The organism is Paucibacter sp. B2R-40 (assembly GCF_025717555.1).
Lineage (GTDB): Bacteria > Pseudomonadota > Gammaproteobacteria > Burkholderiales > Burkholderiaceae_C > Paucibacter_A.
The window spans coordinates 89,433-113,977 of sequence record NZ_JAJIRP010000013.1 but is presented as its reverse complement, the minus strand read 5'-3'; the positions used below and the strand labels follow the sequence as shown (position 1 = coordinate 113,977).

Genomic DNA, 24,545 nt, shown 5'->3' with positions numbered 1-24,545 from the left:
ATCTCCGTCTCACAGCGCTTCAAACTGACGCAAATCGACCTTGGCTTTGTCGAACTCGAACCAGGGGTCGGGCTCGCCGGCCAGCGCGAACTGCAACTGCGCCCACAGCGCACGGCGACCATCCACATCGTCCAGAATCTTCTGCTTCACATAGTCCAGGCCGACCCGCGACACGTAGTGCACGGTCCGCTCTAGATACCAGCCCTCGGTGCGGTAGAGCTGCATGAAGGCGCCGGTGTACTCCAGCACTTCCTCGGCGGTCTTGAGCTTGGTGAAGAAATGCGCGACCTCGGTCTTGATGCCGCCATTGCCCGCCACATACATCTCCCAGCCGCTGTCGACGCCGATGATGCCCACATCCTTGATGCCGGCTTCGGCGCAGTTGCGCGGGCAACCCGAGACTGCGAACTTGACCTTGTGCGGCGCGTACATGCCGACAAAAGCACGCTCCAGGTCCTTGCCCATCTGGGTGCTGTCTTGCGTGCCCATGCGGCACCACTCGGAGCCGACGCAGGTTTTGACTGTGCGCAGCGCCTTGGCATAGGCGTGGCCCGAAGGCATGCCTATGTCCTTCCAGACGGCGACCAGGTCTTCTTTCTTCACGCCCAGCAAATCGATGCGCTGGCCGCCTGTGACCTTGACGGTGGGGATCTTGTACTTGTCCACCGCGTCGGCGATACGGCGCAACTCAGAGCTGTTCGTCTCGCCGCCCCACATGCGCGGGATCACCGAGTACGTGCCATCCTTTTGGATATTGGCGTGGGCTCGCTCATTGATGGCGCGGCTTTGCGGATCATCCTGCGCTTCCTTGGGCCAGCTGGAAATGAGGTAGTAGTTCAGGGCCGGGCGGCAGGTCGGGCAGCCATTGGGCGTCTTCCAGCTCAAGGCTGTGTAGACGCTATCCAGGCTAATCAGATGCTGCTTATTTATGGCGTCACGGACATCTTGATGGCTGAGTTCGGTACAAGCGCAAACCGCCTTCTTCTTCGGCGTGGCCGAATAGTCTCCCCCAGCGGTGAACATCAGCAACTGCTCGACCAGCCCGGTGCAACTGCCGCAGGACGCACTCGCCTTGGTGTGCTTGCGCACCTCCTCCAGAGTGAACAGGCCCTTGTCCTTGATCGCCTTGCAAATCGTGCCCTTGCTGACGCCGTTGCAACCGCAGACTTCGTCGCTGTCTTGCAGCAACGCTGCGCGGCTGTGGCCTTGATGGCCGACGTCGCCGATATTCGATTCGCCGAACATCAGCTTGTCGCGGATGTCGGCCACCTTGCGGCCCTCGCGCAGCAGCTTGAAATACCAGGAGCCGTCGACCGTGTCGCCATACAAGCAGGCACCCACCAATTGATCGTTCTTGATCACGAGCTTTTTATAGACCCCGGCGAAGGGATCGCTCATCACGATTTCTTCGAAGCCTTCGCCGCCGGTGAAGTCGCCGGCCGAGAACAGGTCGATGCCTGTCACTTTCAATTTCGTGGACACCGGGCTGCCTGTGTAGCGGCCGATGCCGAACTGCGCAAGATGCGTGGCGCAAACCTTGCCCTGCTCGAACAGCGGCGCCACCAGGCCGTAAGCGATACCGCGATGCGCCGCGCATTCGCCGACCGAGTAGATGCGCGGGTCGGTGGTGGTCTGCAGCGTGTCGCTGACGACGATGCCGCGACTGCAGTGGATGCCGGCGCTTTCCGCCAGGGCCGTATTGGGGCGGATGCCGGCGGCCATCACGACCAGATCGGCCGGGATCTCACTGCCGTCTTTGAACTGCACTGCCATCACCCTCCCGTCTTTGCCGCCGATCAAGGCCTGCGTCTGCGCGCCAAGCTTGAACTTCAGGCCACGTGCCTGCAGCGATTTACGCAAGAGGTCGCCGGCCACATCATCAAGCTGGCGCTCCATCAACCAGTCGCCGATGTGCACCACCGTCACCTGCATGCCCCGCAGCATCAGGCCGTTAGCGGCCTCCAGGCCGAGCAGGCCGCCGCCGATCACGACTGCGCGCTGGTATTTGGTCGCAGCGTCAATCATCACCTCGGTATCGGCGATGTCGCGGTAGGCGATCACACCGTCCAGATCCTTGCCGGGGATGGGCAGGATGAAGGGCGTCGAGCCGGTGGCGATCAAAAGCCGGTCGTAATCGGCCTCGGTGCCATCATCGGCAATCACCTTGCGACGAATCCGGTCGATCTGCGTGACCGTCTTGCTCAAGTGCAGGGTGATGTTGTTGTCCGCGTACCAATCAAGGGGATTGAGGATGATCTCCTCGACCGTCTGCTCGCCGGCCAGCACCGGGCTGAGCAGAATGCGGTTGTAGTTCGGGTGCGGCTCGGCACCGAACACCGTGATGTCGTAGAGATCCGGCGCCATCTTGAGCAGCTCTTCGAGCGTGCGCACGCCGGCCATGCCGTTGCCGATCAAGACCAGCTTCTGCTTGGGGCCAAGGAACTTGCTCGACGCGTTCATGCTGCCACCTCGCTGCGGGCATCCTTGGCGTGGCGGGTGTAGAGAAAGTCGATCACCGCCTTGCGGGCCGTGGTGTACGCGGCGCTCTCCGACAACTCGACACGGCTGCGCGGGCGCGGCAGATCGACGCTGAGGATCTCGCCTATCGTTGCGGCCGGCCCATTGCTCATCATCACGATGCGGTCACTCAAGAGCACCGCTTCGTCGACATCATGCGTGACCATGACCACCGTGCTTTGCGTGGCGGCGACGATCTTCAGCAGCTCATCCTGCAAGTGCGCACGAGTCAGCGCGTCGAGCGCGCCGAAGGGTTCATCCATCAGCAGCACTTTGGGCTGCATCGCCAAGGCGCGGGCAATGCCGATGCGCTGCTTCATGCCGCCGGAGATCTCGTGCGGACGCTTGTGCATGGCATGGCTCATGCCAACCAGCGCCAGCGCGCCTTCCGTGCGCTCGACCAGCTTGGCCTTGGCCTCGGCCCGCTCGAACACCGACTCAACGCCCAGATACACGTTCTCGAAGCAGGACAGCCAGGGCAGCAGCGAATGGTTCTGGAACACGACCGCGCGCTCCGGCCCGGGCTCGGTGATCTCGCGGTTATCGCATAGCAGTACGCCGCTGCTAGGCCGCAGCAGGCCGGCGATCAGGTTCAGCAAGGTGGACTTGCCGCAGCCAGAATGGCCGATCAGCGTGATGAACTCGCCGCGCTGCACCTGCAAGTCGATCTTGCTGAGCGCGTGGAATGCCCCTTTGCGGGTGTTGAAGACCATCTCGGCTGCCTGCACTTCGATGAAAGCTTTTGTTGTTGACATCACATCAGTCCTCGAAAGAGAAGCGTTTGGCCACCGCCATCAAGAGCCATTCCAGCGCCAGACCGACGATGCCGATGACGAAAATGGCGATGATGATGTGGGCGACATTGAGGTTGTTCCACTCATCCCAGACCCAGAAGCCAATGCCGACGCCGCCGGTCAACATCTCGGCCGCCACGATCACCAGCCAGGCGGTGCCAACCGACAGCCGCACGCCGGTCAAGATATAAGGCAGCACAGCCGGCAAGAGGATGCGGGTGATCACCTTCCATTCAGACAGCTTCAGAACGCGCGCCACGTTCAGATAGTCCTCGGGCACGCGCTGCACGCCGACCGCGGTGTTGACCACCATGGGCCAGATCGAACAGATAAAGATGGTCCAGATCGCCGCCGGATTGGCGCTCTTGAAGACCAGTAGGCCGATCGGCAACCAGGCCAGCGGTGAGACCGGCTTGAGCAGGCTGATCAGCGGCGAGATCATGCGGCTGGCGAACTCGAATCTGCCGATCACGAAACCCAGCGGGATACCGACCAGCGCGGCCAGGCCAAAGCCCAGCGCGACCCGTTGCAGCGAGGCCAGGATGTTCCAGCCTATGCCTTGGTCGTTGGGACCATTGCTGCGGAAGGGGTCGGCGAACAGCTTGACGGCGGCATCGAAGGTGGCCGACGGGCTTGGAAAAGGCCCGGCTTTTTGCGTCGCCAGCGCCCAGACGCCGATCAGCAGCGCCAGGCCCAGAACAGGCGGCAGCACGCGCAGCCAGACGCCGCGCCAATCGATGGGAGTGCGAGCAGCTTTGGGCTTAGGGCTTGCCTTTTTCGGCGAAGCGAGCGGTGGCTTGATCAGCTCAACACTGACATCACGCGGTGAATGGAAGACGGCACTGACCATGGTGATGGACTCCTCAGGCTTTGACTTTGAAGGCGTCGGCGTACTTGGCCGGCGCGCTGCCATCCCAGACCACGCCGTCGATCAGCTTGGAGCTGCGCATCGCCTCTTTGGGCACATTGACCTTGAGCGCGCTGGCCGCTTGCTTGTACAGGTCGATCTGGTTGATCTGCTTGGCGACCGCCAGATAGTCCGGGTGATCTTTCAGCAAGCCCCAGCGTTTGTGCTGGGTCAGGAACCACATGCCGTCGCTCAAATAGGGGAAGTTGACCTGCCCGTCATTGAAGAACTTCATGTAGTTGGGGTCGTCCCAGGTCTTGCCTAGGCCGTTTTGATAGCGACCCAGGATGCGCTGATTGATCGCGTCGACGCCGGTGTTGACATAGGCCTTCTCGGCGATGGTGTCGGCCATCTTGAGCTTGTTCTGCAGGCCGGCGTCGATCCAGCGTCCGGCCTCCAAGACTGCCATGATGACGGCGCGCGCCGTGTTCGGGTACTGCTTGACGAAGTCGCCGCTGCTGGCCAAGACCTTCTCGGGATGGTCCTTCCAGATGTCTTGCGAGGTGACGGCGGTGATGCCGATGCCGTCGACGATGGCGCGGTGGTTCCAGGGCTCGCCGACGCAATAGCCGTCCATATTGCCGACCCGCATATTCGCCACCATCTGCGGCGGCGGCACGGTGATGACCTTGGCGTCCTTGAGCGGGTTGATGCCATGCGCGGCCATCCAGTAGTACAACCACATCGCATGGGTGCCGGTCGGGAAGGTCTGCGCGAAGGTGTACTCACGCTTGTCCGTCGCCATCAGCTTGGCCAAGCTTGCGCCGTCGACCGCGCCCTTGTCAGCCAGCTTCTTGGACAGCGTGATCGCCTGGCCGTTGTTGTTCAGCGTCATCAGGACGGCCATGTCTTTCTTGGGGCCGGCGACGCCGAGGTGCACGCCATAAATCATGCCGTAGAGCGCATGCGCCATGTCCAGCTCGCCGTTGACGAGTTTGTCGCGTACGCCGGCCCAGGAGGCCTCCTTGGTCGGGATGATCTTGACGCCGTATTTCTTGTCGAAACCCAAGACCGAGGCCATCACCACGCTGGCGCAATCGGTGAGGGGAATAAAGCCGATGCGGACCTCTTCCTTCTCGGGTTTGTCGGAGCCGGCGGCCCAGGCGCCACCGGGCAGGCTGCTGGCAAGACCTGACACCGCCACTGTGCCCAGGCCGGCGGCCGCACCGGTCAATAGTTTGCGACGATCTGCGCTCATCAAACCTTCTCCTTGAAGTTCAAGACTCTTGCTCATCAAAATCTCCAGTTCCAAAAACAAAAACGGCGCCGACCCGCTCAGGCTTTCCAAAGAAAGCGAGAAACAAGGTCGGACGCCGTTGTCCGTCGAAAATTTGCTTGAGTGACCCACGCCGTTGTGGGTCTCAATGCCTATCTAGCAGAAGTCGTGCCAGCCGGAACATTGGCCTGAGTCCGCTTCCATGCACGCTTTGATGGCATGGCTGGCCGGGAATCAGCCCAATTTGGTGCAGCGCAGCAGAGATTGCGCATCAATGATGCGTTCGGCCACATCCAGCAAGGGCGAGCCGCGGTCCATCGCCAAGCGACGCATGCGCTTGTAGGCTGCGTCTTCATCCAAGCCCATCTCTGCCATCAAGATGCCCTTGGCCCGCTCAATGATCTTGCGCCCGCTCAGTTGCGCCTGCGCCTGCGTCAGCTCCTGGCGCAAGGCCAGGTCTTGCTCAAAACGCAGACAAGCGACTTGCAGCACCGAGGCCAGGCGCTCCGGCTGCAGCCCCGCCACCACATAGGCGCTGACGCCGGCTTGCAGCGCGCGGCGCATCGTTCCCTGATCGCCATCTTCCGAGAACACCACCACCGGACGCGGCATCTGCACCGACAAGGTGGCGAGGTTCTCCAGCGTGTCGCGCGTCGGCGACTCGCTGTCGACGATCACCACATCGGGCTTCAGGCGCAGCACGCAGTCGTGGATCAGCGCGCCTTGCTCAATCACGCCGACCACCTCGCAGCCTTGGCGCGCCAGCTCTTGCTGAATCAGCTGCACGCGGTGAGCGCCGTCGTCGATCAGCAGCACGCGCAACCCCTGGGCGGGGCTGGTCTGAGTTCGGCTTGCGTGCGGATGGGTTGGCATGGAGGACATCTGATGCCAAACGACGCAAATTCCATGCCGGATTGAAAACCGCATTCTCAAGCGGCTGAGCTAACGCAAGGTTTGAGGCTCATCAAGCCCCTAATATGAAGAGCCTGAACGAGAGTTTCGACTCGCCTACGGCGGTCCGAGGTGTATTCAACATGGAATACTCAAACCCGCCGGCGCCCGGTTCCGGAAATCAACTTCAAAAGGAGATCAAGCCATGAAATTCATTGCCCCCGTTTGTTTGATTCTGCTCGCCGTGCTGGCTGGCTGCAGCTCGACCCAGTACATCATGAGCACCAAAGAAGGCCGCATGATCGTCACCCACGGCAAGCCCGACCTGGATGAAAAGGCCGGCAGCTACGAATACCGTGATGCCGAGGGCAAGCGCATGACCATCATGAAGGGCGAAGTCGTTCAGATCATGGAACGCTGAGGCATGTGTATTGATCAACAGGGGCGGCTTGGCCGCCCTTATTATTTGCGCCCATGAAAATACGACTCCTGCTCTTGCAACTCAGGGCCAAGCATGGCTTGAACGCCGAACAGGCGGCGCAGCTGCAACGCGTGGCAGGATTACATGGGCAGCCGCACAACTTGAGCCAGTTCGTGCTGCGCGGCACGGCGCTGTTGGCAGCCGGCTTAGGGGGCTTGGGCCTGTTGATGTGGGTCGCAGCCAACTGGGCCGAGCTGGGGCGAATGCCTCGTTTTGCGCTGCTGCAAGCCTTGTTGCTGAGCAGCGCCCTGGCTGCTGCACTGTGGCCAAGAGCGCGACCGGCCCTGGCCTTGCTTTGCCTGCTGAGCTTGGGCGGCTTGCTGGCTTTTTTTGGCCAGACCTACCAGACCGGCGCAGACACCTGGCAGCTCTTTGCGCTCTGGGCTGCCCTGGGTCTGCCGCTGTGTTTGGGCGCACGCTCCGATGTTTTGTGGGCGCCCTGGGTGGCCATCACCACCACGGCAATTGCGCTGTGGATGAACACCCATTTGGGCGGGCGCTGGAGCGCGCTGCCGGCCGGCCGGCGTGAGGAATTGCAGGTCCACGCACTGGCTTTTGGCGCTGTGACCCTGATGCTGATTTTGCTTGGCCCCTTGTGCCGCCGGCAGACCGGCGCCGGCCTGCTCACACTGCGCTTTGCCATGGGCTTGGCCACCGCCTTCGTCAGCGCCGTCGCGCTGAGCGGCTTGTTTCATGCCGCAGCAATGGCGCATTACTGGCTGGGCCTGTTGATGGGTTTGCTGGCTTTCGCGCTGCTCGCCCGCAGCGCTGAAAACTTTGACATCGCTCAGCTGAGCATGGTGGCGCTGGGCCTGAACATCTTGCTGGTGTTCGGATTCGCGCAATGGCTGAACCCGGAAAATGCCTCGATCAGCAATGATCCACTCAGGCTGTTATTGGTCGGCGGCGCCGCTGCCCTGCTGCTGGCGGCCAGCGTCAGCGGACTGATGCGGCTCGCCAAGCGGCATGCCAGCGAGCAAGGACGGCCAGCATGAGCCGGCACATTGAAGAACTGACGTCGACGCAAGTGCTGCAGCGCGCAATTGCCGCGGGACTGTTACCCGATTCGGCAACTTTGCCTAGCACCGAGGCCAGGCCCTGGTCGCTGGTGCTGCTGACGGCGCTGGGGGCTTGGCTGGCGGCCGTGCCGCTGCTGATCTGTATCTACCTGCTATTGGGGCCGGCGCTGACGCAGGGCGCCGGAGCTTATTTTGTCGGCCTGCTGATGCTGGTGGCGGCAGCCGTGATCTTGCGCTCGAACTCGGCGGCCTTGTTCCTTGAGCAATTGGCCGCTCCCTTGCTGCTCAGCGCGGCGCTGACTCTGTCCTTGGGCCTCTACCGTGACCTGCACGAATCTGTCGCCTCGGCTTTGCTGCTGATCACCAGCTTGGGGCTGGCAGTAGCCATCGACAAGGCTTGGCTGCGCGTCTTGCTGGGGGCGGCGGCCGGACTGTTTTTCTGCTTGATGCTGGTGCCGACAGGGTTGAGCCAGCACGAGGGCCTGGGGGCGTATTGGCTGATCTTGCATACAGGTCTGGCCTTAGGCCTGGGCGCACTGCTCTTGCAGCAGCGTTTTTTCTTACACGGCAGGCATGCGGCCAAGGCTGCGCTGCTGGAGGCATTTGTCGCCGGTTGGCTCTCGATGCTGGTCTTGGGTCTCGCGGCCCTGGGCAGTTTTGCTGCCCTTGAACAGGGATTTTTCGGACCAGAGTTGAACCCGCCCCTAAGCCTGCGATGGGCCTATCAGGCAGCTGCCGTCGCTTTCGCGCTGGGCGGCTTTGCCCTGGCCATGCAGGCTTGGCCGGACCTGCGCCGGCCGCTGCCCGTCGCCGTGGCGCTGGTGCTCGCCGGTCTTTGTTTCTGGTTGCCTTGCCTGGGTGGCCTCTTGATGCTGCTGGCATGGTCGAGCTCGACGCGGCGCTGGGGTTTGTCCATGAGCAGTGCTTTGGCTGCAGTTTGGGTTGTGGGCGCGTCTTACTATCAACTCAGCTGGCCCCTGAGCAGCAAGGCGGCGGTCTTGGCTGCCGCTGCGGCCTTGCTGGCGCTCTTCGCCTCGCTGGCAGCGCGCGGCCAAGACAAAGCTGTCGTCACGGCAAGCGCTCAAACACAGCTCAAACGCAGGCCCGCTGCCGCCTGGCTCTTGGGTGGCGGCTTGCTGAGCTTGGCGCTCGTCAACACCGGCATCTGGCAAAAGCAGCGCCTGATCAGCGAGGGACGACCGCTCTTTGTCGCACTGGCGCCGCTTGACCCGCGCTCGCTGATGCAAGGCGACTTTATGCGCCTGAATTACGATTTAGGCGCCGACATCAATGCGGCCAATATGTACCGGCTTGGCGCCGAACGTCCGCGAGTGGTGCTCAAGGTCGATACGCGCGGAGTCGCGCTGGTGCAAGGCTTGCATGAGCCGGGTGCTACGAGCAAGGCGCTGGCCGCCGACGAGCAATTGATGGAGCTGAGCCCCCGCAACGGCGGCTGGACGCTGGTCAGCGATGCCTGGTACTTCCGCGAAGGCGATGGTGCGCGCTGGCAAGCGGCCAAATACGGCGAGTTCAGGGTCCGCCCCGATGGCCAAGCCTTGCTGGTCGGACTGGCCGACGCCAAGCTGCAGCGCATAGCGCCATGAGGTCGCTGGCCTGCAAACTTTAAATTGGGGTCAGGTTCATTTTCCTGCCCCTCGTTTCAGCTCAATTTGCCAATGAAACAGGCCCCAGTACTGCCCGCCGGCCGGCAGCGCTTAAGGACAGAATACCGGCTCGACCTCGCAACGAGCGTGCTGCCCATGTTCATTTGATGCTGAAGAAAATATCCGTCCAACAAGTCCGCATCGGCATGTTTATCCAGTCGCTGGAAGGCTCTTGGCTGGCTCATTCCTTTTGGAAGACCAAGTTCTTGCTGCAAGAACAAGCTGATTTGGCCGCCTTGCTGAGCAGCGGCGTGCCCATGCTGGTGATTGATACCGAGCGCGGCCTGGATGTCAGCGAGGCAAGTGCTGCCATTGCCGCAGTCCAAGCCCTAGAGCCGACAGACCCGCCAAAGCCCAAGCCGAGCCCACCGTTGAGCGAACGCGCGCCCACCAGCATGGCCGCCGAAATGGCCCGCGCCAACATCCTGGTGAATCGCTCGCGCGAGGCGGTCACCTCGATGTTTGGCGAGGCGCGTCTGGGCAAGGCCTTGGACGCCGACCAATGCCTGCCCATCGTCGAAGAAATCAGCAATTCGGTCTCGCGTAATCCCTCCGCCTTGATCAGCCTGGCGCGGCTGAAGACCAAGGACAACTACACCTATATGCATTCGGTGGCGGTCTGCGCCTTGATGGTGGCTTTGGCCAAACAACTGGGCTTGAGCGATGAACAAACCCGCGAGGCCGGCCTGGCCGGCCTGCTTCACGACATCGGCAAGATGGCAATGCCTTTGGATGTCTTGAACAAACCGGGCAAGCTCAGCGATGCCGAGTTCAATGTGATCCGCTCGCATCCGCTGCGCGGCTACCAAATGCTCAAACAAGGCGCGTCGGTGCCGGCAGGCGCCTTGGATGTCTGCCTGCACCACCACGAGAAAATGGACGGCAGCGGCTACCCGCAAAAACTCAAAGGCGAGCAGATCAGCCTCTTGGCCCGCATGGGCGCGGTCTGCGATGTCTATGACGCCATCACTTCGACCCGGCCCTACAAGTCAGCTTGGGACCCGGCCGGCTCGATTCAGCGCATGGCGCAATGGGCGGGCGACCATTTCGACCCGGTCGTGTTCAAGGCCTTTGTGAAAAGCGTCGGCATCTACCCGGTCGGCAGCTTGGTCAAGCTGGAGTCGGGCCGGCTCGCCGTGGTGACCGAATTGAACCCCGCCAGCTTGGCCGCGCCGGTGGTGCGGGTGTTCTACTCGACCCGCTCCAGCATACCGATTCCCGTGCTGACCCTGGACCTCTCGCACCTCAGCACCCGCGACAAGGTCGTCAGCCGCGAAACCCCCTCGGATTGGGGCTTCACCTATCTGGAAGATATCTGGCAACAGCCCAGCAGCAACTGAACACCCTTTAAATGGGGTCGGGTTCATTTAATTGCTCGCCACAATGTTGCCGGCCCCAAACTGACGTTTACGTAAACGTCAATCAAGCCCTAGAATCACCGCAGTTTTGCTGTTAAAAACCGGCAAGCCTGATGACATTAGCCATTGCCGCTGGAGACCTGCCATGACCGATTTGTCCGCCGAATACAAGGCCCTCGCCAACTATCGCCCGTCCAACAAGGTGCGCTTTGTGACGGCCGCCAGTCTGTTTGACGGCCATGACGCCGCCATCAACATCATGCGGCGCATCCTGCAAGGCATGGGCGTCGAGGTGATCCACCTCGGCCACAACCGCTCGGTCGACGAGGTCGTCACCGCAGCACTGCAAGAAGACGCGCAAGGCATCGCCATCAGCTCTTACCAGGGCGGCCATGTCGAGTACTTCAAATACATGGTCGAGTTGCTGAAGGCTCGCGGCGGCGAGCATATCCAGGTCTTCGGCGGCGGCGGCGGCGTGATCGTGCCGGCCGAGATCCGCGATCTGGCCGAACATGGCGTGCGCATCTTCAGCCCAGAAGACGGCCAACGCATGGGCCTGCAAGGCATGATCGGCGAGATGGTGATGAAGGCCGACCAAGACTTCAGCGTCTATGCGCCCAAAGCCTTGAGCAGCTTGCAAGGCCATGGCGAAGGCGCTTGGCGCTCACTGGCCCAGTTGATCACCGCTTTAGAGAACGACAAGGCCGACGCGGCGCTGGTCGCCGAGTTGCAAGCCGCCGCCAAGAGCATCAAGGTGCCCGTGCTGGGCATCACCGGCACCGGTGGCGCCGGCAAATCCAGCCTGACCGATGAGCTGATCCGCCGTTTGCGCTTGGACCAGAACGATGGCCTGCGCGTGGCAGTGATCTCGATCGATCCATCACGCCGCAAGAGCGGCGGCGCGCTGCTCGGCGACCGCATCCGCATGAACGCCATCGGCCCTTGGAGTCAGGGTCAAAGAGTTTTCATGCGCAGCCTCGCTACCCGCGACTTCGGCAGCGAGATCTCCCCTGCCCTGCCCGACGCGATCGCCGCGGCCAAGGTCGCCGGCTTCGACCTGATCATTGTCGAGACCTCAGGCATTGGCCAGGGCGACGCGGCCATCGTGCCGCATGTCGATGTGCCGATGTATGTGATGACGCCCGAGTTTGGCGCGGCCAGCCAGCTCGAAAAAATCGACATGCTGGACTTCGCCGAGTTCGTCGCGATCAACAAGTTCGACCGCAAGGGCGCGCTCGACGCGATCCGCGATGTCGCCAAACAGGTGCAGCGCAACAAGGAAGCCTGGACCACGGCGCCGGACCAGATGCCGGTCTTCGGCACGATGGCCAGTCGCTTCAATGATGACGGCGTGACTGCGCTCTACCAAGCCTTGAAGCCGCGCCTGGCCGAGCTCGGCCTGGAGTTGAAAGAAGGCCGCTTGCCGCAAGTGAGCACCCGCCACAGCACCCATCAGACCCCGGTGGTGCCCGCGGCACGTGTGCGTTATCTGGCCGAGATCACCGACACCGTGCGCGGCTACAAAAAGCGCGCTCGTCAACAAGCAACGTTGGCGCGCGAGATCCAGCAACTCTGGGGCAGCTCACGCATGCTGCTGGAAGCCAACCCCGACAAGCAAGGCGCGCGTATGGCCTTGAGCGACTTGGCCGAAGCGCGCGAAGCGCAGATGGACGCCCCGGCCCGCCAATTGCTCAAGCAATGGCCCGATATGCAGCAGGCTTACGGCGGCGACGAATATGTGGTGAAGATCCGCGACAAGGAAATCCGCACCAACCTCGTTCACACCAGCCTCTCGGGCACCAAGATCCGCAAGGTCGTGTTGCCGGCCTATGAATGCCATGGCGAGCTGCTGAAATGGCTGCTGCTGGAGAACGTGCCCGGCAGCTTCCCTTACACCGCCGGCGTATTCGCCTTCAAGCGCGAGGGCGAAGATCCGACCCGTATGTTCGCCGGCGAAGGCGATGCCTTCCGCACCAACCGCCGCTTCAAACTGGTCAGCTCCGGTATGCCGGCCAAGCGCCTGTCGACCGCTTTCGACTCGGTCACGCTCTACGGCGCCGACCCCGCACCGCGCCCGGACATCTACGGCAAGGTCGGCAACTCCGGCGTCAGCATCGCGACGCTGGACGATATGAAGGTGCTCTACGACGGCTTCGATCTGTGCAGCCCGACGACCTCGGTGTCGATGACGATCAACGGCCCGGCGCCGACGATTCTGGCGATGTTCATGAACACCGCGATCGACCAGAACCTCGCCAAGTTCAAGGCCGACAACCACCGCGACCCGACCGCTGACGAAGCCGCCAAGATCAAGGACTGGGTCTTGGCCAATGTGCGCGGCACCGTGCAGGCCGACATCCTGAAGGAAGACCAGGGCCAAAACACCTGCATCTTCTCGACCGAGTTCAGCCTGAAGGTGATGGGCGATATCGCCGAGTTCTTCGTGCACCACAATGTGCGCAATTTCTACTCCGTCTCGATCAGCGGTTATCACATCGCCGAGGCCGGCGCGAATCCGATCAGCCAGTTGGCGCTGACGCTGTCGAATGGCTTCACCTTTGTCGAAGCCTATCTGGCGCGCGGCATGCATATCGATGACTTCGCGCCGAACCTGAGCTTCTTCTTCAGCAACGGCATGGACCCCGAGTACACGGTCTTGGGCCGCGTGGCGCGGCGCATCTGGGCGGTGGCGATGCGCGACAAATACGGCGCCAATGAGCGCAGCCAGAAGCTCAAATATCACATCCAGACCTCGGGCCGCAGCCTGCACGCGCAGGAGATCCAGTTCAACGACATCCGCACCACGCTGCAGGCGCTGATCGCGATCTACGACAACTGCAACAGCCTGCACACCAATGCCTTCGATGAAGCGATCACCACGCCGACCGAAGAATCGGTACGCCGCGCGATGGCGATCCAGCTGATCATCAACCGCGAATGGGGCCTGGCCAAGAACGAGAACCCCTCACAAGGCGCTTTTATCATCGAGGAGCTGACCGAGCTGCTGGAAGAAGCGGTGCTGAGCGAGTTCGAGAAAATCGCCGAACGTGGCGGCGTGCTGGGCGCCATGGAAACCGGCTACCAGCGCAGCAAGATCCAGGAAGAGAGCATGCATTACGAGATGCTCAAGCACACCGGCGAGTACCCCATCATCGGCGTCAACACCTTCCGCAACCCGCATGGCGATCAAGTCATGGAAAGCATCGAGCTGGCGCGCTCCACCGACGAAGAAAAACAGTCCCAGCTGCACCGCCTGCGTGATTTCCACGCCACGCATGCCGCCGACAGCGCCGCCCAATTGCAGCGTTTGCAGCAGGCCGTCATCGACAACAAAAACGTCTTCGAGGTGCTGATGGATGCCGTGCGGGTTTGCTCGCTGGGCCAGATTACCTCGGCGCTGTTCGAGGTGGGCGGGCAGTATCGGCGCAGCATGTGAGCGCCGCGCTCGCCACGCTGATCCAGCGCTGCGAGGGTGGCGACCCCGGCGCGCGCGCTGAGCTCTTCGCCGCGCTCTACGAAGAGCTGCACCGCATTGCGCGGCGCGAGGCGGGCCGCTTTGGTGCGCTGGCGGCCTTGAGCGCCACCACGCTCTTGCACGAGGCCTTTCTGGACCTGCAACGCGGTGGCGATTCAGGCTTCCAGGACCAAGCCCACTTCATGGCCTACGCGGCGCGGGCGATGCGCGGCTTGGTGATCGACCATGTGCGCGCCCGCCATGCCGACAAGCGCGGCGGCGGGCTCGACATCACCAGCCTGAACACCGAGCTGGCGGAGCAAGTGGCCGGGCCGCAGGAACTCGAAGGCCTGAGTGAGGCCCTGGATGAACTCGCCCAGCACGAGCCCGCCCTGGCGCACCTGGTGGATCTCAAGTTCTTCTGCGGCATCCCGCTGGTGGAGATTGCCACCCTCACCGGTGTCAGCGAGCGCACCGCCCAGCGCCAGTGGGACAAGGCCAAGCTCTTGCTGCGCCTGGCCTTGAAATAGTTTTTGCTGAGCGTGGCGGCTTTTGCCGGCGGATTCCGACTTCACAGGTGAGCAACCTTGAACATCGGAGACCGCTATGCCTTCCCTATCTCTCTCGCCCCCTCTCGCGCCTCCTGCGCCGCTTGCGCCGCTGGCCTCATCAGCATCGGCGGCGTCCTCGCCGCTGTCCAGCTGGGTCGATCCCCAGGGCCGCTATCTGCAGCTGCGCCCCCAGGGCGCGGGTGACGCCGAGCTGCTCGGCGCGCTCTGGAACAACGGGCTTTCCGAGGCGGCCCGCTTCAACCGCTTCCTGGGTCAGTCGCGCTCGCTGAGCGAGCCGCAGGTGGCTGAACAGGTGGCACTGAGCGCGGGTGTCGGCCAGGGCTGGCTGATCACCGAGCGGCTGCCCGGCCAGGAGCGCGAGCGCGCCCTGGCCGAGGGCCGCTGGACGCCGGCCGCCAGCCGCCGCGAAGGCCTGCTGGCCCTTTGCGTGCGGACACGCTGCCAAGGCCAGGGCCTGGGTCGCCACCTGCTGCAAGCGCTGCTGCGTGGCGCCCAGCAGCAGGGTCTGCACGGCCTCAGTCTGCATGCCCTGGAGGCCAATGCGGACGCGCGGCAACTCGCCAGCAAGCTCGGCTTCGAATGCGCAGCCGCCGCGCCGGGCAGCCCCTGGCTGCGCCTGCACTACCGCTTTCGCGCCCAGCCCCAGCGCATGCGCTGGCCACGCTGGCACAGCGTCACACCGGCCGGCCTGCAGTTCGATGCGGAGGACTTCCATGTTTAGCCCGCACACCCGAGCCTCAGGCGGCTTCACTCTGGTGCTGGGCAGCGGCGGGGTCAAGAGCATTGCCAGCCTAGGCCTGATGCAGGTGCTGGAGCGCGAGGGCCTGCGGCCGGCGCGCGTGGTGGGCTGCAGCGCAGGCGCGATCTTCGGCGCGCTGCTGGCCTGCGGCTTGCGTGCCGAGGAAGCGATCGAGCGCGCCACCCGCCTGTGGTCGCCCGAGGTCACCCGCCAACGCCGGCTGCTGGCCTGGCTGCAAATCGCCGCTCCCCGACTGGCCGGCTTCGATGCACAGTTCGCAATGCGTGACGACCGCCTGATCAATGCCCGTCTCCACGAAGCCTTTGGCAACCAGCGTATCGAGAACCTGCCCCTGCCGTTTGCGGCACAAGCCACCTGCGCCCGCAGCGGCGCGGGTGTGCTCTTGCGCGAAGGCTCGCTCACCAGCGCCCTGCGCGCCAGCATGGCCTTGCCCTTTTTGTTCGCGGCGCACAGCCATGCCGGCCAGCTGCTGGTGGACGGCAGCCTGTCCGACCCGCTGCCGCTGGCCGCTGTGCCGGGGCCGGAGGTGGTGCTGGCGCTGGGCTTTCGAGTCCCGCGGCCGCGCCAGCTGAGCAGCGCCTCCAGGCTGGCCACACAGATCACCGCGACGCTGTCGAACAACCTGCTGGACAGCCAGCTGCAACGCGCCGATGCCGCGCGCACCGTGCTGCTGCTGCCCGAGTTGGACCGGCGCGTGGGTCTGTTCGACACGGCCGCCATGCCCTATCTGCTGCAGCTCGGGCGCGAGGCCGCGCAGGCCGCCTTGCCGCGCCTGCATGCGCTGCTGCGCGCGCAAAGCCAGCCGCCGGCCGAACGAAGAGGCGGTGTCGCCCCCCTGTACCTGGCGGCCTGAGACGGTCACAATCCAGCGGCCACCGGTCACCGCAGCCACCGCACAAGCACGGAGCGCCCGCCGCCATGATCCCCAGCCATTGGCAGACCCTGCAGCCGCACCTCGATGCCGTGCTGGATGCGCCAAGCTCAGCGCGCGCGACGCTGCTCGAGCAATTGCGCGCCCAGGACCCGGCGCTGGCCGCCGAATTGCAAGTCCTGCTGCAGGCTCATGCCGAGGGCGAGCACGCCAGCTTTCTGGAGCGGCCCGCCGCAGGCAGCGTGTTCAGCACGCCCCTGGCCGGCCAGCGCCTGGGCGCGTGGCGGCTGCTGCAGCTGATCGGCGAAGGCGGCATGGGCAGCGTCTGGCTGGCCGAACGCGATGACGGCCGTTTTCGGGGCCAGGCTGCCGTCAAGCTGTTGAACCTCAGCCTGGCCAGCAGCCACGCCGCCGAGCGCTTCCAACGCGAGGGGCAGATCCTCGCGCGGCTGGCCCACCCCCATATCGGCCGGTTGCTGGATGCCGGTATCACCTCCCAGGGTCAGCCCTACCTGGTGCTGGAGCATGTGCAAGGCCTGCCCATCGACCGCTACGCCAGCGAGCACGGCCTGGACCTGCGGGCCAGGCTGCAGTTGATGATCGCCCTGCTTGACGCCGTCGCCCATGCGCACCGCCATCTGATCGTGCACCGCGACCTCAAGCCTGCCAATGTGTTGGTGAGCGAGGACGGGCAGGTCAAGCTGCTCGACTTCGGCATTGCCAAACTGCTGGACGCCGACCCGGACGAGACCTTGCCCACCCAGCGCGCCGAAGCCCGCCTGACCCCCGGCTACGCCGCGCCTGAGCAGTTACAGGACAGCGGCGTCACTACGGCCACCGATGTCTACGCGCTCGGCTTGCTGCTGCAGCTGCTGCTCACCGGCCGCCACCCGTATCTGATGCCCGGCATGGGCTTGGCTGCCCTGCTGCGCGCCGCGCTGGAAGCCCCCCTGCCCAAGCCCTCGGCACAGCTTGCCGAGGGCTGGCTGCCCGGCTACTCCCGGGCCAAGCTGAGCCGGGCGCTGCGCGGCGACCTCGACAACATCATCAGCAAGGCGCTGCAGCGCGATCCGGCGCGCCGCTATGCCGCGGCGGCCGACATGGCCGACGACCTGCGCCGCCACCTGGCGCATCGGCCGGTGCGGGCGCGCGCCCCGAGCCTGGCCTATGTGCTCGGGCGCGGCCTGCAGCGCCACCGTCTCCCTTTGGCCTTGCTGGCCCTGGGCCTGGCCGGCAGCAGCGTGGCCGGACTGCAGGCCTGGCGCCAGCAGCAGGCCGCGCGCCTGAGCACCGAGCGCGCCCAGGCCGTGGACGGCCTGCTGCAAAGCCTGTTCGCCGGCATGGCACCCGAGAACGCGGCCAATCGCCAGTTCAGCGCCCGCGAACTGCTGGACCGCGGGCAGGCCTACTTGGCCACCGAAGCCGCGCTCGACCCCGGCACCCGGCGCAGCGTGGTGCGGCGCATGGCCCAGCTCTACCAGGACATCGGCGCCCTGGAACCCGCCCTAAGCAACTGGCAGGCCGCGCTCAAGAGCGCTGAAGCCGCCGGCGAGCCCGCCGCCCAGGCCGAGCTGCTGTGGCGCCTGGCGGATGCGCAGATCAAGGGCGAGCGCCCCGACGACGCGGCCCGGACCCTGGCACGCCTGGCCGGCCCGCTGGCGCAAGCCCGGCCCGACCTGCCCGGCCGCGCCCTGCTGCTGCAGGCCGAAATGGCGATGAACAGTGGCCGCCTGCCGGAAGCACAAGCCGACTTCGCCCGCGCCGAGCAGCTGCTGCGCCAAGCCGGCGTGACCGAAGCCGAATGGCTGGCCTGGGCGGCGCAGGGTCAGGGCACCACCGCCCGCATGAACGGCCAGATGCAGGCCGCCCGCGAACACCTGATGCGTGCCGTGCAGCTCAACTTGCAACGCGGTTCGGCGGGCACCGTCGAGCGACTCAACGCCGAGATGCAGCTCGGCACGCTCGACGCCTGGGCCGGACGCTTTGCCGACGGCGCCGACCAACTGGCCCGCAGCCATGCCGAGATGCTGCAGCGCCTGGGGCCCGACCACAGCCTGACCGTGTCCACCGTCAGCGAACTGGCCTACGCCACGCTGCGCCTGGGCCGCTTCGAACAGACGCAGCAGTGGATAGAGCGCCTGCGCGGCGGGGGCGGAGGCGGAGGCGGAGGTCCCGGCGACGCCTGGCGCACGCCCCACGCCGAGCTGCTGGCCGCCCGAGTGCTGATCTACCAGGGCCGCAGCGCGCAAGCCGTGCCCGAGCTGCGCCGCCTGCTGGCCGGCGCGGAGCAGCGCGAGGGACACAGCAGCCGCACCGAGCAGATACGCCGCTTCCTCGGTGAAGCCCTGCTGCGCAGCGGCCAGCCCGCCTGGCTGGCCGAGGCCACGGCGGTGCTGCAAACAACGCTGGAGCAGCAAATAGCGCTCACATCCGCCAAGCACAGCAGCACCGCCGCCACACGCGTACTGCTGGGTTGCGCGCGGGCGCGCGCCGGCCAGCTCGCACAAGCGCGCGCGCTCTGGGCCGAGGCCGAACCGCTGCTGGCCGGCAGCCTGGGCGCCGAGCATCCCTTCACCCAGGTTGCCCGCGCCTACCTGGCCCAGGCCGAGGGCCGCGCCATCTCGCCCGCCGACCGCGACGCGCTGCGCCTGCAGATCGGCAGCCAGGCCGATGCGCCCCGCTGGCTCGACTGGCTGGCGCGGCCCGCCTCATCCCACTCCCCCCTGCCATGGGCGGAACTGCCTGTGGTCCTTTAGCAACCTAACGAAAGTCCAAGCATGAAACCCGCCCTTCGCATCCGAACCCTCACCCGCCGCCTGCTGCTCGCCGGCATAACCACGACCGCCGCAGGCGTCAGCGCCCAAGTGCCCGCTGCGGGCACCGGCGGCAACCCCACGGCGCCTCTGGACTGCTGGCATGTCGTGCCCGCCGCCGCCTGCCCTCCCGGCCCACCTTGCACTGGATCTGGCGGCGGCCTGGGCATGTCGCAAAAGCGGGGCGACGCCTTGCCGCCCGGCTTGGTCGCAGGCGGCGCCTTTGCACCTCTGCTCTATGGTCCCACCGGCACTTCAATGAGGATGATCAACAACAACCTGGCCGTGGCCGATCTGCGCATGCTGGCCCCGTTGGCGCTGAACGGGATCCAGGTCAATCGTGTAATTTCGACGATTTACCGCGGGTCCATGCTCTATGACACGGTCGGGCAGCAACTGCAGATCAGTTTCGCCAGCGGCAGCCTGCCCGCCGTGTCACAGGTGGCGCAGTTCCCGCTCAGCCCTAGCGTGCAAGGTGGCAACTGGCTGCTCGCGTTGGACGTGCAGGGCCGCATCGTCCCGCGCGAGCCGGCCGCGCCAGCGGTGGCCGCGAGCTTCAGGATCGCCTGCACGCTGCCTGTGATCGTGCAGCAGCGCCTGATTCTGGGCCAGTGAGCATCACACGGGGGGCGGCGCGCCGGCACAGGCGCGCCCAGACCCGGCTGCAGGCTGCCCAGAATGAGCGGCACTGCGGCGCCGCCAGCCAGTGCTCGACCATGACCGTCTGGGCGGCGCCGCGCTCCTCCAGCAACTCGTAGTCCAGGTGCTGCATCAGCGCCAGCATCTGCGCATTGCTACTCAGCACCTCGCCACGCAGGCAGCGCACCCCGTGCGCGGCGGCGTCCTGCTCCAGCAGCACCATCAGTTGCGAGCCCAGGCCTTGGTGCTGGAACGCATCGCTGACCGCCAGCGCAAACTCGGCCGTATCGCCGGCCGGGTTCTGTTCGTCGAGGTGCCAGCGCGCCTCAGCCACCAGGGATTCGTCCTCGCCGTCGAAGCGGCTCACCACCCAGGCACTGTCGTGCTCAAAGTCCACGCAGCTCATCGCCAGCAAGCTGGCTGCCGATGGCCCGCGGCTGGCGCAATGAAAGCGCTGCCGCCGCGCCGCGGCCGACATCTGATCGAACAGCAGCGCGAGCCGGGCGCCATCGTCCGGCCGGATCGGGCGCAAGGTCAGGCGGCAAGGCCGCCCTTCGCGCTCGCATGCGCGCTCGAACTCGAGCGCGACAGGTGGAGATTTGGCGAGGGGCAGCAGGCGCATCACAAATTCCTCAAGTGGCCGCACACGACAAGGGCGGCATCACTTCAGCAATCGGATTGGCGCCAGCAAAGCCGCCAAGCCCAGCCAGTGGCCTGCAACATCAGATGGGCGTCGAGGGACGCACGAAGCGGGGTGCAATGCAGGGCGCGAAGCACAGCGCCGCCCAGTTACTGCGCCTGCAGCAGGCCGTCATCGCCAACAAAAATATCTTCGAGATGTTGATGGATGTGTTGCGCACATGCTGGCTGAGCCAGATCACTTTGTCGCTGTTCGAGGAGGACGGGCTGTATCGGCCGCAGCATGTAGAGCTGAAGCCCTGCGGCGGACATGCCGCAAGGCAAACCAGCTCACGGCGCCAAACTGAAGCGCGTTTTGCTCAGCGCCATCGCACCTTGGCGCAGATAGAAGCGCGTCGCGCCCTCGTTCCACAGCGGCGTCTGCCATTGCATGGCCCGGCAGCGCCGCTCCCGCGCGAAGTCCGCCACGGTGTGCAGCAAGCGTGCACCCAGGCCTTGCCCACGCGCGGCCGGGCGCAGGTAAAGGCAGTCCATCTGCACAAAAGGCTGGGCCGCGAGGGTTGAAAAATCCAGGCTCGCGCTGGCATAGGCGAGTGTTTGTTCGCCCTGCTGCGCCAGCCAGACATGCAAGCGACCGGCGCCAATGGCCTGTGCCAGGCGCGCGCCGAAGTCCGCATCCAGACAGGGCGGCAGGCCTTCGTATTCGGCATGTTCAACGCAGAGCTGGCTCAACTGCGCCATGTCTGCGGACTCGCCCGGCCGGGCTAGGCGAATGCTAGGCAGCTTGCGATCACCGAGGCGCTTGCCTGGCTCAGCAAGCACAGACAATCAGCGCCGCACCGCGCAAACTGCCGGGCTCGCTGCCGGTGGCGACCGGATGACCGTCGCGCTTCCAGAAGTCCAGGCCGCCGAGCATTTCCTTGACCTTGAAGCCCAAACTGGCAAGCTTGTAGGCACCCTTGGTGGAGCCGTTGCAGCCTATGCCGTCGCAGTAGCAGATGTAGGTCTTGCTGCGGTCCAGCGTCGCGGTGCTGGCGGCATCCATCAGGCGGTGCGGCAGATTGACGGCACCGGGCACATGACCGGCGGCGTAATGGGCTTCGGCGCGGGTGTCGACGACGACGATGGCATCAACGCCGGCACTCAAGTCTTCGGCCACATCCCAAGCATCAGCGTGATAGTTCAGCTTGGCCAGCATGAAGGCGGCGCTCTCGGCCGGGCTGGGCGCAGGATAGGACAGCAGCACCGACGCGGGTGCAAGGTTTTCATTCGTGCTCATGAGGTGGAGAGGGCAAGCTCTTGGTGGATAGGAGCAGGCAGTGTCAGGCGATTTGGCCTTAGCATTGAGACCCATTCAATACAATTCATAAGACCAATGGACAAACCCAGGCTGTGGTTGCAGCTTTTTGAGCGCGAAGCTCAACAAGGCCTGGGCCGGCGTGAGCAACTCTGCGCCAGCTTGCGCCAAGCCATGCACAAGGGCGAACTGCGGCAAGCGGAGCGGCTGCCGGCCAGCCGCGTACTCGCGAAGGACCTCAACCTGTCACGCGTGACGGTTGAAGCAGCCTACGCCCAACTGGAGGCCGAGGGCTATCTGCGACGCAGCGTCGGCCAGGGCAGCTTTGTGGCTTTCAATGGCTTCACGAGCGAGCAGCGCCAAGCCAAACTCGCCGTGGCGGCACCCTTGAGCCTGTCCGAGCGTGGCCAGCGCATCGTCGCGGGCGGCAGCTGTGAGGACCCGCAGCTGCCCCTGCCCTTCGCCGCCGGCAGCCCGGATCTGCGAGCCTTCCCGGTGCAGCGGTGGCGCCAGTTACAGGCCCGCCGCTTGAACGGCCCCCAAGGGCACCAGCTCTTGGGCTATGGCGACCCGCAAGGCCGCGCGGAGCTGCGCGAGGCCATCGCCGGATACCTGCGCCAGTCGCGCGGGCTGCGTTGCGACGCTGAACAGGTGCTGGTGCTGACCAGTTCCCAACAAGCCTTGCAGTTGCTGGCCAGCCTCTTGCTGGACGAGGGTGACCGCGTTTGGATGGAAGAGCCCGGCTACCGGGGCGCGGCCACCGCGTTTGCGGCCGCTGGCGCGCTGCTGCAGCCGGTGCCGGTAGATCAGCAAGGCTTGCAGCCACCGGGCGAGGGACCGAGCCCAAAGCTGATCTATCTGACGCCCTCGCACCAATACCCTAGCGGCGTGGCGCTCAGCCTGCAGCGACGCCTGCAGTTGCTGGATCTGGCCAAGCGCGCAGGCTGTTGGTTGATCGAGGATGACTACGACAGCGAGTTCCACTATGACGGGCGGCCGATGCCTGCCTTGCAAGGCATGCAGGCCGAGCAAGAGCCTGGGCGGGTGCTCTATTTGGGGACCTTCTCCAAGGCCTTGTTTCCGTCCCTGCGCCTGGCCTATATGGTGGTGCCGCGCGAGCTGATCGCACCACTGCGAGTAGCTCGCAGCGTGCAAGACGGCCACAGCGCGCAACTGGCCCAGGCCGTCACGGCCGACTTCATCAGCCAAGGCCATTTCGCCGCGCATCTGCGCCTGATGCGCCAGCTCTACCGCCAGCGTCGCGAGCTGCTTTTGAACGAGCTGCAGTCGAAGGTAGGCGGCTGGCTGCGCCCGCAGCCCAGCGTCGGGGGCCTGCAAATAACCGCCCTGCTGCCGCCTGGCGAAGAGCTGAGGCTCACACAAAGAGCCGCCCGCCTGGGCCTGCTGACGCCAGTTTTAAGCGGTCTGTACCTGGGGCCGTTGAAGCAAGATGGGTGGCTGCTGGGCTTTGCTGCGCTGACGCCGGCAGAGATTCAGGCGGCCGTGAAGCAGCTGGCGAAGATATAGCATAGGCTAGGCAAACACAGCGGAGAACTTATGTTGGACACCTTGAAACTTTGGCATCACATCATCGACAGTGCCGACGCGCAGGCGCTCGACGAGCTGCTGGCCGACGACGTGATCTTCCATTCGCCCGTGGTGCACAAACCGCAGCAGGGCAAGGCCTTGACCCGCATGTACCTGGCAGGTGCGCTGCAAGTGCTGCTCAAGCCGGGCAAGTTCCGCTACTTGCGAGAGATCGTCGGGCCTCGGGACGCCATGCTGGAATTCATCGCCGAGGTGGACGGGATTGAAATCAATGGCGTCGACATCATCCGCTGGGACGAAGCCGGCCGCATCTGCGACTTTAAGGTCATGATACGGCCGCTCAAGGCGATCAATTTGCTGCACCAGAAGATGGGCGAAATGCTGCAGTCAATGGCGCGCAATTGATGAGTTACGGGAGGGCAGTCGCCCCTTGAAGGGCAAGTCACCGGATTGGCCGGAAAGCGACAATATTTCACACGCGGGCCCACGGACAGAGCGGGCACTGAATTCCCACTCGCCAAGTCTGGGCACTTGATGTAAAACAGGGGCCGGCTCACAGCAAGATCAAGGCAGCCTGCTTGGCCTAGCCACATCTTTTGCTCTAGAGCCCGTCGACCCTGCGCTTTAGGAGAAGACCATCATGACCTGGGCATCGTTCTACTTACCGATTGACGCGCAAATGGCTGCGCAAGAAGAGCCGCACTACCACCATGAATCCGATCAACCGCATGCCGGCGCCACGCAGCGCGAACAAGCGCTGCCAGAGGATGCGCTGCTGATCGATGTGCGCTCCTATGCCGAATACATGGCCGGCCATCTCCCTGATGCGCATTGCCTGCCGCTGCCGCAGATGAGTCATTTGGTCGCCCAGATGGCGCCCGACCATGACGCGCCCATCGTGCTGTACTGCTCTTCGGGCGGCCGCGCCGAGCAAGCATTAGGCCTGCTGCAACGCATGGGCTACACCAATGTACGCAACGGCGGCGGGGCGATTGCGCTGGGCAAAAAAATGGGCAAAGCGATCGAGCATTGACCCCAAAGCCGACAGGGACCAAGTGCGCTGCTTGAACTAAAGTGCCGCTCGAGCTGGCAGTTTCGTCGGCAA

The 24,545-nt window shown here is 64.6% G+C and carries 21 protein-coding genes; 13 read left to right on the top strand and 8 right to left on the bottom strand.

The window, feature by feature from the left end:
- Positions 1-9: 9 nt before the first annotated feature.
- The 5 genes from nirB to LNV09_RS22240 form a co-directional block, all read right to left on the bottom strand.
- The gene (gene nirB, locus LNV09_RS22260; protein ID WP_263559256.1) at positions 10-2,460 is read right to left on the bottom strand and encodes a nitrite reductase large subunit NirB; all 2,451 of its coding nucleotides are present in this window, start codon (positions 2,458-2,460) and stop codon (positions 10-12) included.
- The gene (locus tag LNV09_RS22255) at positions 2,457-3,272 is read right to left on the bottom strand and encodes an ABC transporter ATP-binding protein (protein ID WP_263559255.1); all 816 of its coding nucleotides are present in this window, start codon (positions 3,270-3,272) and stop codon (positions 2,457-2,459) included. Before LNV09_RS22255 ends, nirB begins: the two co-directional genes overlap by 4 nt.
- Positions 3,273-3,276: 4 nt before the next feature.
- Positions 3,277-4,161: a nitrate ABC transporter permease gene (gene ntrB, locus LNV09_RS22250; RefSeq protein ID WP_263559254.1), complete on the bottom strand. Its 885-nt coding sequence runs from the start codon at positions 4,159-4,161 to the stop codon at positions 3,277-3,279.
- A 13-nt stretch (positions 4,162-4,174) separates the two neighbouring features.
- Positions 4,175-5,416, bottom strand: coding sequence for a CmpA/NrtA family ABC transporter substrate-binding protein (locus tag LNV09_RS22245; RefSeq protein WP_263559253.1), 1,242 nt, complete (start codon positions 5,414-5,416; stop codon positions 4,175-4,177).
- Positions 5,417-5,668: 252 nt separating this feature from the next.
- Complete coding sequence (locus tag LNV09_RS22240) at positions 5,669-6,307, bottom strand: ANTAR domain-containing response regulator (protein ID WP_263559252.1); 639 nt, start codon at positions 6,305-6,307, stop codon at positions 5,669-5,671.
- A 223-nt stretch (positions 6,308-6,530) separates the two neighbouring features.
- Between LNV09_RS22240 and LNV09_RS22235 the strand changes: the two genes are divergently transcribed.
- The 10 genes from LNV09_RS22235 to LNV09_RS22190 all read left to right on the top strand — a co-directional run bounded on the left by LNV09_RS22235 (position 6,531) and on the right by LNV09_RS22190 (position 19,932).
- Positions 6,531-6,746 carry a YgdI/YgdR family lipoprotein gene (locus LNV09_RS22235; RefSeq protein WP_263559251.1) on the top strand — a complete coding sequence of 72 codons (216 nt, stop codon included), beginning with the start codon at positions 6,531-6,533 and terminating at the stop codon, positions 6,744-6,746.
- A 53-nt stretch (positions 6,747-6,799) separates the two neighbouring features.
- Positions 6,800-7,801: a DUF2157 domain-containing protein gene (locus tag LNV09_RS22230; RefSeq protein ID WP_263559250.1), complete on the top strand. Its 1,002-nt coding sequence runs from the start codon at positions 6,800-6,802 to the stop codon at positions 7,799-7,801.
- Positions 7,798-9,429, top strand: coding sequence for a GDYXXLXY domain-containing protein (locus tag LNV09_RS22225; RefSeq protein ID WP_263559249.1), 1,632 nt, complete (start codon positions 7,798-7,800; stop codon positions 9,427-9,429). The genes LNV09_RS22230 and LNV09_RS22225 overlap by 4 nt, the downstream gene beginning before the upstream one ends.
- Before the next feature lie 167 nt (positions 9,430-9,596).
- A complete protein-coding gene (locus LNV09_RS22220; protein ID WP_263559248.1) occupies positions 9,597-10,829 on the top strand; it encodes a cyclic di-GMP phosphodiesterase in 1,233 nt (410 codons plus the stop codon).
- Between the two features lie 163 nt (positions 10,830-10,992).
- Positions 10,993-14,283 (top strand): fused isobutyryl-CoA mutase/GTPase IcmF, encoded by a 3,291-nt coding sequence (gene icmF, locus LNV09_RS22215; RefSeq protein ID WP_263559247.1) that lies wholly within the window; start codon positions 10,993-10,995, stop codon positions 14,281-14,283.
- A complete protein-coding gene (locus tag LNV09_RS22210) occupies positions 14,280-14,831 on the top strand; it encodes an ECF-type sigma factor (protein WP_263559246.1) in 552 nt (183 codons plus the stop codon). The genes icmF and LNV09_RS22210 overlap by 4 nt, the downstream gene beginning before the upstream one ends.
- 76 nt (positions 14,832-14,907) lie before the next feature.
- Positions 14,908-15,594 carry a GNAT family N-acetyltransferase gene (locus LNV09_RS22205; RefSeq protein ID WP_263559245.1) on the top strand — a complete coding sequence of 229 codons (687 nt, stop codon included), beginning with the start codon at positions 14,908-14,910 and terminating at the stop codon, positions 15,592-15,594.
- Positions 15,587-16,486: a patatin-like phospholipase family protein gene (locus tag LNV09_RS22200; RefSeq protein WP_263559244.1), complete on the top strand. Its 900-nt coding sequence runs from the start codon at positions 15,587-15,589 to the stop codon at positions 16,484-16,486. The genes LNV09_RS22205 and LNV09_RS22200 overlap by 8 nt, the downstream gene beginning before the upstream one ends.
- 65 nt (positions 16,487-16,551) lie before the next feature.
- On the top strand, positions 16,552-19,260 hold the full coding sequence (locus LNV09_RS22195; RefSeq protein WP_263559243.1) for a serine/threonine-protein kinase: 2,709 nt from the start codon (positions 16,552-16,554) through the stop codon (positions 19,258-19,260).
- Positions 19,261-19,281: 21 nt separating this feature from the next.
- Positions 19,282-19,932: a hypothetical protein gene (locus LNV09_RS22190; RefSeq protein WP_263559242.1), complete on the top strand. Its 651-nt coding sequence runs from the start codon at positions 19,282-19,284 to the stop codon at positions 19,930-19,932.
- On the opposite strand, the gene LNV09_RS22185 is transcribed toward LNV09_RS22190, so the two are convergent.
- The 3 genes from LNV09_RS22185 to LNV09_RS22175 all read right to left on the bottom strand — a co-directional run bounded on the left by LNV09_RS22185 (position 19,874) and on the right by LNV09_RS22175 (position 21,874).
- The gene (locus LNV09_RS22185) at positions 19,874-20,578 is read right to left on the bottom strand and encodes a GNAT family N-acetyltransferase (RefSeq protein ID WP_263559241.1); all 705 of its coding nucleotides are present in this window, start codon (positions 20,576-20,578) and stop codon (positions 19,874-19,876) included. The two genes, LNV09_RS22190 and LNV09_RS22185, sit on opposite strands and share 59 nt — an antisense overlap.
- Before the next feature lie 347 nt (positions 20,579-20,925).
- On the bottom strand, positions 20,926-21,336 hold the full coding sequence (locus LNV09_RS22180) for a GNAT family N-acetyltransferase (protein WP_263559240.1): 411 nt from the start codon (positions 21,334-21,336) through the stop codon (positions 20,926-20,928).
- Between the two features lie 70 nt (positions 21,337-21,406).
- A complete protein-coding gene (locus LNV09_RS22175) occupies positions 21,407-21,874 on the bottom strand; it encodes a rhodanese-like domain-containing protein (protein ID WP_263559239.1) in 468 nt (155 codons plus the stop codon).
- A gap of 96 nt (positions 21,875-21,970) precedes the next feature.
- Here LNV09_RS22175 and pdxR point away from each other — a divergent pair, with 96 nt between their 5' ends.
- The 3 genes from pdxR (at position 21,971) to LNV09_RS22160 (ending at position 24,473) form a co-directional block, all read left to right on the top strand.
- On the top strand, positions 21,971-23,419 hold the full coding sequence (gene pdxR, locus LNV09_RS22170; RefSeq protein WP_263559238.1) for a MocR-like pyridoxine biosynthesis transcription factor PdxR: 1,449 nt from the start codon (positions 21,971-21,973) through the stop codon (positions 23,417-23,419).
- A 30-nt stretch (positions 23,420-23,449) separates the two neighbouring features.
- Positions 23,450-23,845 (top strand): nuclear transport factor 2 family protein, encoded by a 396-nt coding sequence (locus LNV09_RS22165; RefSeq protein ID WP_263559237.1) that lies wholly within the window; start codon positions 23,450-23,452, stop codon positions 23,843-23,845.
- A gap of 235 nt (positions 23,846-24,080) precedes the next feature.
- Positions 24,081-24,473 carry a rhodanese-like domain-containing protein gene (locus tag LNV09_RS22160; RefSeq protein WP_263559236.1) on the top strand — a complete coding sequence of 131 codons (393 nt, stop codon included), beginning with the start codon at positions 24,081-24,083 and terminating at the stop codon, positions 24,471-24,473.
- Positions 24,474-24,545 lie beyond the last annotated feature (72 nt).